Raw genomic sequence first — 16,987 nt, 5'->3', positions numbered from 1 at the left:
GGGTCGGGCGGGCCGGCGGACAGCAGGTGCACGATCGCGGCCGGACGGTCGCCGGCCGCCGCGAGTACGGCCAGTAGCCGGCGGTGTGCAGCCCCGTCGGTGATGTCCAGGGTCCGCGGTTCGCGCGGTTGCGCGGAACCCGGCGGCCGGCCGATCCGGGCGTCGGCTCCGGGGGAGTTGGCGGGTATGACGAGCACGCAGGGCCGGCCCAGCGTCCGCAGCCGACGGGCGAGCGCGTCGCCCAGGCCGCCGCGGTCGGCGAGCACGAGCACCGGTTCCCGGTCGGCGGTCGGCGCGCCCGCGGCCGTGGCACCCGCGGCTGCGGCGGGCGGCGAGTCCAGCGTCCGTGGCGGCCACACCGGGCGGTGGAACCAGTCCGGGACGGTCCGCCGGCCGCCGAGGGCCAGCTCGACCCGGCGCACCGTCGGGGTGAAGTCCCCGGCGGTGAACCGGCGAACCAGGGTGCTGCGCTGGATCTTGCCGATGTCGCTCTTCGGGATGTCGGCCCGGTCCACCGGGATCAGGTAGTCCGGGTTGATCCCGGTGCCGTCGCGCACGGCGGCGCGGATCTCGCGCAGGGTCGCGGTCTCGTCCGCCCCGGGCCGCAGGTGGACGAACACGGCGAGCCGTTCGGAGTGGTCGCGGGGCCCGCGCACCGCGCAGGCCGCCGTGAACGACGTCTCCACCGCGGCCGTCCGCTCGACGAGCCCCTCGATCTCGTGGCAGTGATGGTTGGCCCCGTTGACGACGATGACGTCCTTGGCCCGGCCGGTCACCGTGACCTGGCCGGCCCGGATGACCGCGAGGTCGCCGGTGTCGAACCAGCCGTCCGCGCTGAACGACGCCTCGGCGAGGTCCGGCCGACCGTGGTAGCCGTCGGTCACTGACGCGCCGCGGACCTGGAGCCGGCCGGTCTCGCCCTCCCGCAGCACCCGCCCGCCCGGAGCGGGCGTGACCGCGTCGACGATGCGGACCGCGCATCCCTCCAGCGGGGTGCCGACCTCGACGAAGGCGTCGTCGTCGCGGGTCGGGGTCGCGCGGAACCGGTCGGAGTACAGCACCGCCGACGACGTCTCCGACATTCCCCACGCGGGGTGCATCGCGTCGGCGGGCAGGCCGAACCCGGCGAGGACCCGTAGGAACGCCCGCGCGGTGCGGGGCACGATCGCCTCGCCGGCGTTGAGGATGAACCGCAGCCGGGACAGGTCGAGGCCACGTCCGTCCAGCTCGTCGGCACGGTCGTTGACCAGGCCGAAGGCGAAGTTCGGCGCCCAGGTCGCCGTCGCCCGGTACCGGCTGGTGAGCTCCAGCCAGCGCGGCGGGTCGGCCAGCACCCAGGACGTCGCCGCGAGCACCTGCGACCCGCCGAGGCAGACGTCGCGAAGGTGGAACATGACGACCCCGCCGACGTGCTCCAACGGCATCCAGTTCACCGAGACCGTGTCCGGCCCGAACAGGTTGCGCCGCCCGGTCGACACGCAGCGGGCCAGGATGTTGCCGTGGCTGAGCACGACCGCCTTCGGCGTGCCGCTGCTACCCGAGGTGAACAGCATCATCGCAGGCGTGTCCCGCCCGCCGGACCACGGTGGCGGCGGTTGGTCGTGCGTACCGCCGCCGGCCGGGACCGGCTCGGCGCGCAGCGCATCGAGGTCGACGATGCGGGCCGGGGGCAGGCCGGCGCCGGCGAGTGTGTCGGTGATCGTCGCGGTCAGCGTGGGGGAGGCGACGACCAGCGGGTCGGCGAGCAGCCGGCGGGCGCTGTCGAGGCGGCTTACCGGATCGCCGGGCGTGTCCGGGCCGAGCACCGGCGCCAGCGGCACCGAGACGAGACCACCGAGCAGGCAGGCCCACAGCAGCGGGACGAAGTCGGCAGTGCGGTCGCACTGGAACACGATCGGGTCGCCCGGTCGCGCCCCCCGCGCCCGCAGGCCGGCGAGGATCCGGTCGGCCTCGCTGGCCACCTCGGCGTAGGGGTGCCGGGAGTGGTGCCCCTCGGCGGTGACGTGGACCAGCCAGCCCGCCGAGGCCGCAGCCCACCGGATTGCCGCGCCCAGGTCGGGCAGGCCCGGGTCGGGCTGTGGCCCGCCGTCCAGCACGGCCGGCGGCCGGTCGTCGCCCCGGACCGGCCCGTCCGCCCCGGTCGATGTCGGCGCATCCACCCCGGGCGCGGACGCCGCGTCCGCAACCGCCGCCGGTTCCGGACCGAAGCCCGGTGCCGGCGTGGCGCTCCGACCGGCGTCGTCCGGGGGCTCGTCGAACTCGTCCAGGTGACGGCGGACGGGTGCGTCGGGAGGGGCGTCCTCGACGCGGACGTCGACCTCGCCCACCGCCGGCAGTGCCGCGAGGCGGGCCCGCCAGGCCGCGGCCGTTCGGTCGTCGAGGACGGGAAGGCGCAGCAGCGCGGCGGTGTCGACCTGCCCGGAAGCGGTCAGCGGCAGGATGGTCACGGTGACCACCGCCGTCGGTACCAGGGCCGCGGGCAGGACGGCGCGCAGCCGGGTCGGCAGCGTCGCGGGCAGCCAGGCCGCCGCCGGGACGACGTAGGCCACGAGCTGCGTGGCGCCGTCGGTCGTGCGCCGCGGCAGGACGCAGGCGTGCGCAATCCCCGGGTCGGCGACGATCGCCGCTTCGATGACGGCGGCGCGGACCTGGTACGGACCGGCCCAGAGCAGCTCCGGACGGTCCGCGGCCGCCAGGACCTGCACCCGGCCGTCGCCGGTGATCCGCCCCAGGTCACCGGTGGGCAGCGGCCGGTCCGGATCCGTTGCGGCGACGGCCAGCGCCCCGACGGCGGTGTGCGGCCGGGAGCGGCCGTGCCCGTCCACGACCAGCAACGGCCGGCGCACCACTTCGCCGACGAAGCCGACCGGGGCGGTCGCGGCCCGGACGCCGTCCCGGTCCGGGCCGGCGGCGGCCAGCGTCCCCTCGACCACCCCGCCGCCGACCAGCGGGGTGCCGTACCGGTAGCGGACCTCCTCGGGCCGGGCACCCGGCGCACCGCCGGCGAGCTGCCGCAGGACCGCCGGATTCGCCGGCCGGCCGTACACCAGCAGCAGCCGACGCGCCGGTGCGCCACCGATCGCCGGCCACCGGTCGCCGGCGGTCCCGTCGTCGCCGGGCAGGAGCGCGACGTCGGTGGTCTCGCCGGCCGCCGCGGGCCGCAGGCAGGCGCCGCTGGTCAGCGCCCACCAGACCGTCCAGAGGGCCGCGTCGGTGTCGGCAGGCGCATGTAGCCCCACGGTCTCCCTCGGCCGCAGCGGATGGCGTCGCCGCAGGTCGGCGACCTCCGCCGCCAGCTCCCCCGCGCCGACACGCACGGCGCCGCCGGCACCCGCCCCGGCGACGAGCACCGATCCGACCCCCGGCGTGCCCGTACCGGCCGCGTCCGCGTCGGAGGTGGCTGCGTCGGACGTGGCTGCGTCGGACGCGGGCGGCGGGGTGTTCGCCGCGGGGCTGCGGACGTCGACGGTCACGGCGGCCCCGGCCCGGGGGTCGTCCAGCCAGGCCGGCCAGTCCGGGCCGGGCGGCGCGGCGTGGGCGAGGATGCGGGCCCCGGCGTGGGCGAGACGCCGCAGGTTCCATTCCCGGGGATGCGACGGTTCGAGGGGCAGGTAGTCCGCCCCTGTCCGCAGCGCTGCCAGGGCCGTGACGACTGTGTCACCCACGGCGTCGGCGGGCAGGATCCCGGCGACCGTCGCGCCCGGCCCGGCGCCGAGTGCGGCGAACCGGCCCGCCAGCGCGGCCGAACGTTCGTCGAGCTCGCGGTAGGTCATGGCCGCGTCGGCGCCGGCCACCGCGGCCGCGTGCGGGCTGCGCCGCGCCCACCGGGCGACCAGCTCGGGCACGCCCGCCGGCTCGCTCGGACCGTCCCCACCGGCCTCGCCGGGAACCGGCGCGGGGCTGATCGCGGCGGGGCGATCCGGGGCGAACAGCGGCAGGTCGCGGATCGGGCCGTCGGGGTCGGCCGCCGCGGCGGCGAGCAGCGTCTGCAGGTGCTCGGCGATCCGGGCGGCGGTGGGCCGGTCGAACAGCTCGGTGTCGAAGATCAGCGTGGCGCGCAGGGCGTCGGGGTGGTCCCACACGTGCAGTTCGAGATCGAAGCGGGCGGAGCCGCGGTCGATGTCGAGGCGGGTCACGTCGAGGTCGGCGAGCCGCAGGCGGTGGTCGGCGAAATTCTGCAACGCGAACACCACCTGGAACAGCGGGTTGCGCCCGGCCCGCCGATCGGGCCGCAGATCGTCGACGATCTTCTCGACCGGCATGTCCTGGTCCGCGATCAGCCGCAGGCTCGTCGCACGAACCTGCGCGAGCAGGTCGGCGAACGTCGGCTCGCCGGCAAGGTCCAGCCGGGCCGGCAGCGTGTTGACGAACAACCCGACCAGCCCGGCGACCTGCGGGTTGTCGCGGTTTGCGTGCAGCGTGCCGATGACCAGGTCGGTCTGCCCGGTCAGCCGGTGCAGCAGGGCCGCCCAGCCAGCGAGCAGCGTCATGAACAGCGAGGCGCGCCGGGACCGGGCGAGCCGGCGCAGCGCCGCGGCCTGCTCACCGGCGAGGGCGAAGTCGACGCGTTCACCGCGGAACGCCGGCGCCGGTGGGTGCGGCCGGTCAGTGGCGAGTTCCAGGGTCGGCAGCGGCCCGGCGAGCCGCTCCCGCCAGGGGGCCAGGGCGGTGACGACGGCGTCGCCGCCGTCGCCGCCGCCGAGCTGGGCACGCTGCCATTCGGCGTAGTCGCCGTACTGGATGGCGAGTTCGTCCCACTGCGGCGGTGAATCGTGCAGTCGAGCCTGGTAGGCGACGTCGAGGTCGGCGACGAGGACGCCGAGTGACCAGCCGTCGACGGCGATGTGGTGCAGGCAGAGCACCAGCAGGTGCGCGGCCTCGGTTGCCGCCGACGCCGCGCCCGCGCCGAGCCGGATCAGGTCGACGCGCATCGGCGCCCCGGCAGTGAGGTCGAACGGCCTGCGGACCAGCTCGTGCAGCGCGTGTGCGACGGCGGGCTCGGCGGCGACGTCCGCTGGGGGCGTGTCCGCGGGGACCGCCACGAGCGTGGTCTCGGTGACCGGCACGTCGAGCCGGTCGTGGACGCGCTGGCGCAGCTCGCCGTCGACCTCGACGTAGGTGGTGCGCAGGATCTCGTGCCGGGCGACCAGGTCGGCCACGGCGGCCCGCAGCCGCTCCAGGTCGACCGTGCCCTGCAGGTGCAGCACGAGCGGCACGTTGTAGAACGGGTTGCCGGGGTCCATCCGGTGGAAGAACCACATGCGTTCCTGTGCGTACGACGCGGGGAACAGCAGCGCTGGCGGGGCCGGAATTCCGACGGTCGTGGTCATCGCTGCGGCTCCCTTGCACTGGTCGCGTCGGTCGCGGGCGGGCCGGCAGGGTCGGGGGCCACCATCGCCGCCCGGCGGGCGCTGCGCCGGATCACCGCGGGGCCGTCGGCGGCGCCGTCTGCGGCAGCGCCCGGATCGTTCGGGGTAACCGGGGTGGACGCGGCGCCGACGGTCACGTCGACCCGGTCGCGGTCCGCGTGTCCGGTGTCGTCCGCATGTCCGGGGTCGCCGGTGCGGCGGTCGTCGCGACGACGGGTTCGGCGCACCCGGTCGGCCATTGCCTCGACGGTGAGCGACTCGCCGGCGAGGAAGCTCCGGATCGACAGGGGCACGCCGAGCTCGTCACGCAGCCGGGTGACCAGCTGCATCGCGAGCAGCGACTCGCCGCCCAGGTCGAAGAAGTCGTCGCGGGTGCCGACGCGGTCGAGCCCGAGCACCTGCGCCCAGGCCTCGGCGACGGTGGACTCCAGCTCGTCGGCGGGTGGCTCGTAGGGTGCCGCGAGGTCCGGCCGGCGGTCGAACGCGGAACTTCCCGAGAGGATGCCGCCTCCCGCGCCTCCCGGCTGCCCTCCGGACGCCGACTCGGCGGCCGTGTCTGTATCTGTGCCTGTGGCAGCGCCCGTGGCTGCAGCCGGGTGGGTCGCGACGATCAGGGCGTGGTCGACCTGCCCTGCCTCGGTGGGATCCGCGGGACTGACGGCGACGTCGGTGAATCCGCGGTCCTCCAGCAGCCGCGTCCAGCCGGCCGGGGTCAGCAGCGGTGAGTGTCGGCGCAGGTCGTCGTCGAACAGCCACCAGCCCTCGTACAGCCCGGCGGTGAGCATCGACCACGGCCGGTGCCGGGCGGCCTCCAGCAGGAACATCTGCCCGCCGGGTGCGAGCAGGGTGCGCACCGAGTCGGTGGTGCGCCGCAGGTCCGGCGTCGCGTGCAGGACGTTGAAGGCGAGGACGATGTCGAAGCCGCCATCGGGGTAGCCTTGGGCCACCGGGTCGGCGCCGATGTCGAGCACCCCGAAGTCGAGGAAGTCCAGCCCGCGTGCCGCGGCCTCCCGCCGGCCGGCGAGGACGAACGAGCGGCCCAGGTCGGTGAAGTGGTAGCGCACGCCGGGCAGCCCCTGCAGCGCCTGCGCGACCTCCCAGGTCAGGTAGCCCCGTCCGGCGCCGACCTCCAGCACGCGCAGGCCCCGTCCGGTCCCGCCGGGGTTCACCGAGGCCGCGAGCATCGCGACCGTCCGGGCGATCAACGGCACGTACACCGATACGTCGCTCTCGGCGATCTGGCGGTCCACGGACTGCGCCGCGAGGTCGGTGCTCCCGTCCGGGACGAGGACCTGATGGCCGGGTATCTCCCCGGCCAGGACCGCCCCGATGTTGCCCGCGCAGTGGTCGAGCAGCGCGATGTCGTCAGCCTGCTCGGGGTGACGGCGCACGATGTCGGCGGCGAGCCGGGAGCGCTGGGCGTCGTCGCCGGCGTCACGCAGGAAACGCACCTCGTCGCCGGTCGATGCGACGATCCGCTGGTCGGCCAGCAGGGCGAGCAGCGCCGCGGCGAAGCGCCGGTAGGCCGGCACCACCCGCAGCGCCGCCAGCACGTCGGCGACCCGGTGCCGGGCGCCCGCGGTGGTGTCCAGGCCGGCCCGGCGCAGGACCGCGCCGGCATGCCGGGCGCACAGCTCGTCGAGATCGGCGGTCAGTTCCGCAGGAGGCCGGCGCACGCTCGCGTGGGCCCGCAGCATCGCCTCCTGCCCGGCCAGCCACGCCTGCTGCGCCGCCGGATGGCCGCCGACGATCGGCGGGGTCGGCGCCGCCGGGCCCGCCGCCCGGTCCTGCGCCGGGTGGCCCAGCCAGTACCGGCGGCGCTGGAACGGGTAGCCGGGCAGCGGCACCCGGTGACCCTGGCCGGGGCGCCCGAGCGAGGCCCAGTCCACCTCGACCCCGGCGGTCCACAGCCGGCCGACCGCCGCGAGCAGGACCGCGTCGTCGGCCGCGTCGACGCGGCGGTGGCGCATCAGCGCGACGGCGACGTTCCGCGGGTCGCTGCCGGTGGCCAGCGTGCTCAGCCCGCGACCCGGCCCGACCTCGACGAGTAGCGGCCCGCCGTCGCCCGGCCCGTCCCCGCCGGTGATGCGGACGGTGGCGAGCCCGGCTGCGAACCGCACCGGCTGGCGGGTGTGCGCCAACCAGTACCCGGGGTCGGTGGCCTCGGTGGCGGTGAGCCACGTGCCGGTCAGGTTCGACACGATTGGAATCGCCGGCTCGTGCAGGGGCACGGCCGTGAGCGCCTCGGCGTAGCGGGGGAGGACCGCGTCGAGGACGGGGGAGTGGACGGCGGCGGGGACGCGCAGCCGGGTGAAGTCGATCTCGTCGTCGGTGAGCTGGGCCTCCAGCGCCTCGATGGCGGGTCGCGGACCGGAAACGGTGCAGCTCGCCGGCCCGTTGACGGCGGCCAGCGTCAGGCCGGCGCCGAGATGGCGGGCGATGGCGGTGTCGTCGAGGGCGACCGCGGTCGCCGCGCCGCCGGCCTCGACCAGCAGCCGTTCCCGCGTCACGACGAGCGGCAGGACGTCCTCGAGCCGCATCACACCGGCGACGCAGGCGGCCGTGTACTCGCCGAGGCTGTGGCCGAGCATCGCCGCGGGCCGGATGCCGGCGGCGAGCAGGGTCATGGCCAGCGCGTACTGCGTGGCGACAAGGGCGGCGAAGCCGGCCGGTGCCTCTCGGCCGGCCGGCGTGCGCGGCTCCCCGTGCGGGGCGGTGCCGTAGAGGTGGGCGCGCAGGTCGAGGCCGAGCACGGGCCGCAGGATGTCGGCGGCCCGGTCGATCTGCGCCCGGAACACCGGCTCGCCGGCGTACAGGTCACGGCCCATCGCCGGGTATCCGCTGCCGCCGCCGGGGAACAGGAACGCGACGTCGGCCGGCGCCCGGGTGCCCACGGTGCCGTGTCCGGCGAGGATGTCCTCGCCGGCTCGGGCAGCGTCGTCGGCGACGAGGGACCATCGGTGGTCGAACGCCGTCCGGCCCACCTGCAGGGTGTGCGCGACGTCGGCGATGTCGACCGGTTCGGCGTCGGCCAGGCGTCGACCGAGGGCGGCGCGTGCGTCGTCGAGTGCCTGCGGCGACCGGGCGGAGAGCGTCAGCAGGCTCGGCCGAGCCCGACGCGGCTGCTCGGCCGGTGGCTGTTCGGTCGGTGGGGGTGCCTGTTCGACGACGAGGTGGACGTTGGTGCCGCCCACGCCGAAGGAGCTGACGCCGGCCCGCCGCGGCCGGCCGAGCGGGCCGACCGGCCAGTCGGTCGGCGATGTGACGACCCGGAACGGTCCCGCGTCTAGATCGAGCAGGGGGTTGGGCTGGTTGAAATGCAGGCTCGGCGGGACGACTCCGGTCTCCACTGCGAGCACCGTCTTGATCAGGCCGGCGATTCCGGCCGCCGCGTCGAGGTGACCGATGTTCGTCTTGACCGAGCCGAGCAGGCAGGATCCCCGCCGGCCGGTGGATCGGGTGAACGCCTGGGTCAGCGCGCTCACCTCGATCGGGTCGCCGACCGGGGTGCCGGTGCCATGCGCCTCGACGTAGCCGATGGAGTCGGCGTCCACGCCGGCGGCGGCGTGCGCGGCGAGCAGCACCTCCAGCTGGCCGCGGACCGCGGGGGCGGTGAACCCGGCTTTGCGGCTGCCGTCGTTGTTCATCGCCGAACCGCGGATGACCGCCCGGATCCGGTCGCCGTCGGCCACCGCGTCCTCAAGCCGGCGCAGCAGCACGGCGCCGACGCCCTCCCCCGGGCACATCCCGGCGGCGTCCGCGTCGAACGCCCGCACGTGGCCGTCGGGGGCCAGCGGGCCGCCCTCGACGTACCGGTAGCCGCGGTGGCGGGCCGCCCCGACCGCCGCCCCGCCGGCCACCGCCAGGTCGCAGCGGTAGAGCAGCAGGTCCTGGCAGGCCAGGTGCACCGCGGACAGTGACGTCGAGCAGGCGGTCTGCACGGTCAGCGCCGGGCCGGTCAGGTTCAGGCCGTAGGCGACCCGGGCGGAGAACGCGCTGGGGGAGTTCCCGGTGACCGCCGCCAGCAGCGCCAGTGACGGTGTCCCGCCGGCGAGCCGCGGATGGATGTTGTTGAGGAAGTACTGGCTCTGGTTCGCCCCGGCGTAGACGCCGATCGTTCCCGGGTAGGTGTCCGGCACGTGGCCGGCCTGCTCCAGCAGGTGCTGGCAGCATTCGAGGAACAGACGGTGCTGCGGGTCGAGCAGCTCCGCCTCCGTCGGGCGGTAGCCGAAGAACTCGGCGTCGAACAGGTCGGCGCCGGGCAGGGTGGCGTCCGCCCGGACCAGATACGGGTCGGCCAGGCCGGCGGGGTCGCCGCCGCCGGCAAGGTACTCCTCGTCGGTGAACGCGGTGATGGACTCGGTGCCGGTGATCAGGTTCCGCCAGAACTGCGTGACGTCCGCGGCGCCCGGGAAACGACCCTCCAGGGCTATCACCGCCACGGCCGGGATCTCGTCGTCCGCCGCGGTGTCCTCGCGGATGACGGGTTGCTCAGTCACGGCGTCGTCCTGTTCCGTTGGGTGAAGTCCGGTCAGGTGGAGTCAGGTCAGGGGGAGTCCGGTCGTCGGGTGGAGCCCGGTGAGGGGGAGTCGGCCCGGGTGGGGTGCGCCCGGCCGGGATGCGGCGGGCCCGCAGCGCCGCATGGCGGCGGTTCGCCCGGTTGCGCGCGTCGTCGAGCAGCGGATCGGCGGGTGGCGCGAGACCCGCCGGCGGTTTCGTCGGAGGGCCCGGGCGCGCGGGGTCTACCGGGGCCGCCGGATCGGAGCGCAGCAGCCGGGCGAGCTGTTCGACGGTGGTGTGCGCGAACAGGTCGAGGACCGCGACCCGGCGGCCGAGCCGCTGTTCCATCTGGGTCTGGACCCGGATTAGTAGGAGCGAGTGGCCGCCCAGGCTGAAGAAGTTGTCGCGGGTGCCGACCCGCTCGACTCCCAGCACCTGCGCCCAGATCTCGGCGATCTGGCGTTCCAGCCCGGCCGCGGGGGCCACGAACGCGGTCCCGGCATCCCCGGCGCGGGCGGGCTGGGGTGGTTCGAACGCCGCGACGGCCCGCCGGTCGATCTTGCCGGCGGTCGTCAGCGGCAGATCGGGGACGGCGGCGCACACGTCCGGGATCATGTGTCGGGGCAGGCGGTCGGTGAGCCACGCGCGCAGCGTCGTGCCGTCCGGGACGCCGCCGCCGGTGGACCTGCCGGCGTAGTAGGCCCGCATCTGGCTGGTGCCGGCCGGCCCTGGGGCGAGGACGACGACGGCTTGGCGGACACCGGGATGGCGGCCGAGCACATGCTCGATCTCCTCCAGCTCCACTCGGAAGCCGCGGATCTTCACCTGGTTGTCGGAGCGGCCGAGGAACTCGATCTCCCCGTCCGCGCGGAACCGGGCGAGGTCCCCGGTGCTGTACATCCGGCTGCCGGGGACGGTGCTGAACGGATCGGGCACGAACCGGTCGGCCGTGCGGCGCGGGTCGTTGATGTACCCGCGGGCCAGCGGCAGCCCGCTGATGAACAGCTCGCCGACGGCGCCGACGGGCACCGGTTGGTAACCGGCGTCGAGGACGCGGATCCGGGTGTTCGGATTGGGCCGGCCGATCGACACCCGCGCGTCCCGCTCGCCCGGTTCGAACACCCGGCAGGACACGCCGATCGTCGCCTCGGCCGGGCCGTAGCCGTGGTACATCCGGGCGTCCCAGCGCTGGCGGAACCGTTCGTACAGCTCGTCGCCCAGGGCCTCGCCGCCGCACCAGACGTGCCGCAGGGAGCGGCCTGCCGGGGCCGCGTCGGGGCGTTCGAGCAGCACGCCGAGCATCGACGCGACGACGTAGAAGAACGTCACCCCGTGCCTGCTGATGATCTCCATCAGTTCGCCCGGGTCGCCCTCGGCCTCGGGCGGCGCGACCACGAGCCGGGCCCCCGCGACCAGCGGCAGGAAGATCTCGTTGATCGAGATGTCGAAGCCCAGCGGCGCCTTGTGCAGGACGACGTCGTCGCCGGTGAGGCCGAGCATCCCGACCTGCCAGCGCAGCCGGTTGCAGATCGCCTGATGGCGGATCATCACGCCCTTCGGCGCCCCCGTCGAGCCAGAGGTGTAGATGACGTAGGCCAGGTTCTCCATGGCGACCGGCCCGGCCACGGAGTTCGCCGGGTCCTGTTCGGCCGGGCCGGCGAGTCGGCCGGCGGAATCGAGCCGGCTGACCACGACGCCCGGATCCGTCAGGTCGGGCAGGGCGATGGCGGCTCCGGCGACCACCGCACCGATCCCGGCGCCGCGGGCCACCTCGGCGATGCGCCGGGCCGGCCACGACGTCTCCAGGGGGACGAAGGCACCGCCGGCCCGCAGCACGCCGAGCAGCGCCACGATCAGCGCGGCCGACCGCGGCACGCAGACCCCGACGGTCACCTCCGGGCCGACGCCGGCGGCGCGCAGCCGGGCGCCGAGGGCCTCGGCCCGGCGTTCGAGCTCGGCGTAGGTGAGGGTCACGTCTGCGGCACGTGCGGCGGCGGGGGACCCGGTGCCGTCCGCCGCCGCCGGGCCGCCGGGGCGAGCGTGGCCGACGACGGCGACCGCGTCCGGAGTCCGCCGGGTCTGGTCGGCGACCAGCTCGGCGAGGGTGCGCTCGACCAGCGGCTGCGTCCCCCCGCCGGACCAGCCGTCCACCACGAGCCGGCGTTCCTGGGCGGACATGGTGTCCAGTTCGCCCACCGGGGTGTCCGCGGCGGTGTCGCCGATCTGCTCGCACAGCCGGGCCAGCCGGCCGACGAGCCGTTCGGCGTCGGCCGCGGTGAACACGGTCGCGTCCACGGTGGCGGTCAGCCCGAAGGCGTCCGGATGCTCCACCGCCTCCAGCACGAGCGGGAAGCGCGCGGTGCCGTTGTGCACGGGCAGCTCCTCGGTCGTGAGGCCCGAGAGGGCGAAGTCCCCGAGGGCCCGGGAGCGGTAGGAGAACATCACGTCGAACAGATCCGCGCCGGCGCCGTGGGCATCACCGCGCCGGCGCAGCTCGCGGACGACGTCGTCGAACGGGGCGTGCTGATGGGTCCAGGCCGCGAGCGTGACCTCCCGCACCTGGCCGACCAGGCCGGCGAGGGTCTGCCGGCCGTCCACCCGGGTCCGCAGCACCAAGGTGTTGCCGAAGTTGCCGACGACACCTTCCAGCTCCGGCCGCGGGCGCGCGGCGACCGGCGCCCCGACGGCGATGTCGTCCGCCCCGGTTGAGCGGTACAGCAGGATCGTGGCCGCGGCGAGCAGGACGACGTACGGAGAGGTGTCGTGGGCCCGGGCGAAGGCACGCAGCCGGGTCGCGTCCGCCCCGGACAGGGTGCGGCCGCGACGCAGCGCGGGGCGGTCGGTCGCGCCGCGTGCTCCCGGCGAACGGCCCGGCCCGGCGGGTGCGGGTGTCGACGCCAGGGCCGCGGCGAGTGGCGGCGGCGCGGGGGTGAGGGTCTCGCGCCACCAGACGAGATCCCGGTCGATGTCGGCGTGGTGGCGCGGGTCGGCCTCCAGCCGGGCGTGGTCGCGGTAGCGGGCCGGCGGCGGGCCGAAGTCCGGCTCGGTGCCGTCGACGCGTGCGCGGTAGGCGACGGCGAGGTCGGCGAACAGGATCGCCCAACTCAGGTCGTCGCAGGCGATGTGGGCGACGACGAGCTGCAGGACGTGCTCGTCGGGTCCGGTCCGCAGCAGCTGGGCTCGCAGCGGGATCTCACCGGCGAGGTCGATCGGCTCCTGCCCGAAGGCCCGTGCCGCAGCCTCGGGCGTCTCGGCGGCGGGTAGCTCGCGCACGGCGAGGGTGAGCAGCTGCGCGGCCGGTCGGTCCAGAACGAGCTGGTGTGGCTGGTCGGCGTCGGCTGCCGGGTAGACGGTCCGCAGAACCTCGTGGCGGTCCACGACGTCGCGCAGCGCTGCACCGAGCGCGTCGACGTCCAGCGGCCCGCGCAGGCGGGCCCCGACGGACAGGTGGTAGGCGCTGCTCGCGGGCGCCATCCGGTGCAGGAACCAGAACCGGCGTTGTGCTGACGACAGCGGCGCACCGAGCGGGCCCCCCGGCGTGGGCTCGACCGATCCGATCGCGGCGGACGCCGTCTGCTCGGCGGTGAGCTGACCGGCCTCGAGATGCCGAAGAGCCAGCGATTCCAGGCGTCCCGGTTCGGTGGCGGCGGCCAGTGCTCGGGCGGCGCCGCCCACGGTCGGCTCGACCAGCAGGCTGCGCAGCGAGATCTCCTCGCCCGTGAACACCGCACGCAGCCGGGCGAGGATGCGGGTGGCAGCCAGGGAGTCGCCGCCGAACTCGAAGAAGTTCCCGCCCGACGGCGGGATCGGACCGCCGAGGACCTCGGCCCACAGGCCGGCCAGGACCGCCGCCAGCGCACCTCCCTCCGTCACACCGCCGCCGGTCGTCCCGGGCCGGACGGTGGCGTCCCCGGCCGCGGGGGCCTGCTCCCGGGTGGCCAACGCGGCCCGGTCGACCTTGCCGTTTGCCGCCAGGGGGAACCGGTCCAGGACGACGATGCGGCCCGGGACCAGGGCCGCGGGCAGCCGGGAGCGCAGGTGCTCGGTCAGGGTCGCCGCGGCCGTGACGACGTCAGCGGGCAGCGCGTCGGCGTGTTGCGGGTCCCGCAGCACCCAGCCGGTCAGAGCCCGGTGCCCGGCCCGGCCGGGATGCGCCACCGGGGTGACGACGGCGGCGCGCAGCCCCGGGTGCGCGGCGAGTGCGGCCTCCACCTCGGCCGGTTCGACCCGATGACCCCGGATCTTGACCTGCTGGTCGCGGCGACCCACGAACTCCAGGACGCCGTCCGGCCGGTACCGGTCGAGGTCGCCTGTGCGATACATCCGTTCCCCGGTCCGCGGATGGGTGGTGAACGCGGCGGCGGTGCGTGCCTCGTCGTTCCAGTAGCCCCGGGCGAGCCCGACACCCGTGCAGCACATCTCGCCGACGACGAGCGGCGGGCACTGCCGGCCAGCCTCGTTGAGCAGGTGATAACGGGCGCCGGGGATCGGCCGCCCGTAGGGCACGCTGGGGCCGTCGGCGTCGCCGGGAACCACCCGGTGCCAGATGTTCCACAGGGTGGTCTCGGTTGGACCGCCGACGCTGACCAGCTCCAGGCCGGGCGCGAGCCGGGCCAGGTCGCGCACGGCGGCGGTCGGTATCCAGTCCCCGCCGAGGAACGCGAGCCGCAGCGTCGCGGGGATCTCGGCCTGCCCCGCCGCGACGTGGGCGAGCAGCATCTCCATCGTCGCCGGGACCGAGTTCCACAGGGTCACGCCGTGTTCGCGCAGCAGGGTCGACCAGTGCGCCGGGTCGGTGCGCAGCTCCGGGTCGGGCAGGACGAGTGCGCCGCCGGCGCCGAGCACCCCGAAGATGTCGAACACCGACATGTCGTGGTGCGCCGCGGTGAGGCCGAGGACCCGGTCGTCCGGACCGACATCGAACTCGGCGCGGGTGGCGAGCAGGCAGTTCACCACCCCCCGGTGGGCGATCATGACGCCCTTCGGGGTGCCGGTGGACCCGGAGGTGTAGAGGACGTAGGCGAGGTCGTCCGGCGCGGCGGTGCGGGGCAGCGGGCCGTCGTCGAACCCGTCGAGCGGCCCCGGGCCCGCGTCGGGCCGCACCGCGGACCGGTACAGCGCAGCGTCGACGTCGAGCTGGGCCGGGCTGCCGTGCGCGCCGTCGAGCAGCGCAAGCGCCGCTGCCACCGTGTCGGCGCACCGGGCGTCGACGAGGATCAGGTCCGGGCGGCAGTCGCGCAGCACCGCGGCGACGCGCGCCGGCGGCTGGGTGCCGTCGATCGGCGCATATGAGCGGCCGGCGAACAGCACGCCGAGCGCGGCGGCGATCTGCGCCCGGCCCTTGTCCATCACGACCGCGACGGGCGGCCGCCCCGCCCCACCTGCGGCACCGGTGCCATCGGCGCCGCCACCGTCGGCGGCGGGCGTGCCGGCGGTGGACGGCTGGGCGTGCAGCCACCGGGCGAGCCGCGTCGCGTCCTGGTACAGCTCGCTGTAGCTGAGCCGGCCGTCGGCGGCGATCACCGCCGGTGCCTGCGGCTGCTGGCGGGCCTGGGCCTCGAACAGCTCGTGCACCAGCAGGCCGGACGGTTCCGCGGAACCGTCCGGCGTCGCCGAACCGGCCCTCGGGGCGGGTTCGGCTGTGGCTGCGGCGGCGGGGAGATCGGCTGTGGCCGCGGGGAGGTCGACCAGATCCGGCGCGTCCCAGGCGTCCGGGTCGTCGGCGAGGCGGGCCAGCGCCCCGACCCACGCGGCGAACATCCCGTCCAGCACGTCGGCGGGCAGGATCTCCTCGACGGCGTCCCAGTTGCAGCGCAGTTCGCCGCGCCGCTCCTCCAGCTGCACGTCCAGGTAGACCTGCGGCGTCTGGGAGATCGCGTACCCCGGTTCCAACAGCGAGTCCAGTGTGCTCGGTGGTTCGTCCGGCCAGGCGAGCGTGCTGGTGAGGACCACCGGCATCGGCGCCTCGGGCAGCCCGCCGCGCAGGCGGGCCAGCTCGCGCAGCACCCAGACCCCGCTGGCGGCCGCGTGCTCGAGGTCGGACCACAGCTGGCGCTGGATGGTCCGCGCCCGCTCGCGCAGCGGCGCGTGCCCGCTGGTGTCGACCGCCAGCAGGCTGAACGAGGCGAACTCGCCGACGAGCTCCGCGCCGCCCGGGTAGAGCGGATCGCGGTTCATCCGCGGGACGTTCACGGTGAACCGGGAGCTGCGGCTCCAGCGGCCCAACACCTCGGCGTACACCGCGAGCAGGACCGCCGACGGGGTCAGGCCGGCGCCATGGGCACCGCGGCGCAGCCGCTCCCAGGACGCGGGATCGAGGATGTGGGCCCGGCGGCGGAACCGCCCGGCGTGCACGGTGGCGGGGTCACGGGCCAGCGGTAGCTGCGGCGGGCCCGGCAGCTCGGGCAGTCGTGCCCGCCAGTACCGGCGGGCCGCCGCGAGCTGGCTGTCCGCGTCGCCGCCCGGCTGCGAGGCCGCGCCGGCGGTCGGGGTTTCGCCATGGCACAGCACGTAGTCGCGGAAGCTGCCGGGCAGGGGTTCGTCGGTGCGCAGCGGATTGTCGTAGTAGGCGCAGAGGTCCCGGTAGAGCACATGCCAGCTGGCGTAGTCGATAGTGAGCCCGTCGAACCCGACGTGTAGGCGGGCGCCCCCGAGCGGGTGCAGGCTGAGCACCGTCGAGAACAGCGGCCACCACGCCGGGTCGCGCACCTCGTGGGAGAGCTCCGCGCGCAGCGCCATGAGCGCGCGATCGGCCTCGGCGGGCGAGGCGTCCCGCAGGTCGACGGTGCGCAGCCCGAGCTCCCCGTCGCCGACGTCGCTGATGTCGGGGAGGATCCGCTGCTCGGCGGCCTGCGGGTCGATGACCGCACGAAGCATGTCGTGCCGGCCGAGCAGGCGCCGCCAGGCGGCCCGCAGCCGCTGCGGGTCCAGGCCGCCGTCCAGAACGGGACGGTCGGAGTCCGGGCGGCCCAGCAGCGTGTCGAACTCCAGGTACGCGTGCGTGCTCACGCCGCCGAGGGGGAAGGCGTCGCCGCGGCCGAGCAGGTAGGCCTGCTGGGTGGCGGTCAGGGGGAAGGGCGCGAACGCGTCCCCGGCGCCGTTGTGGCTCAGGGGCTGGG

General features: G+C 75.6%; 3 protein-coding genes. All 3 read right to left on the bottom strand.

All coding sequences use genetic code 11. The features are described from left to right. Positions 1-5,330, bottom strand: a 5,330-nt coding sequence (locus NBZ85_RS13345) for a condensation domain-containing protein (RefSeq protein WP_261562010.1), incomplete at its 3' end; no start/stop codon positions are given. Beyond that, positions 5,327-9,868, bottom strand: coding sequence for a type I polyketide synthase (locus tag NBZ85_RS13340; RefSeq protein ID WP_261556809.1), 4,542 nt, complete (start codon positions 9,866-9,868; stop codon positions 5,327-5,329). The genes NBZ85_RS13345 and NBZ85_RS13340, both read right to left, overlap by 4 nt. Further along, positions 9,861-16,987 (bottom strand): non-ribosomal peptide synthetase (locus tag NBZ85_RS13335; RefSeq protein WP_261562009.1); only part of this gene is annotated, 7,127 nt, incomplete at its 5' end. The genes NBZ85_RS13340 and NBZ85_RS13335, both read right to left, overlap by 8 nt.

This window comes from Frankia tisae, from assembly GCF_025403405.1.
Taxonomy (GTDB): domain Bacteria; phylum Actinomycetota; class Actinomycetes; order Frankiales; family Frankiaceae; genus Frankia; species Frankia tisai.
This window is presented reverse-complemented; position numbering and strand designations above follow the sequence as displayed.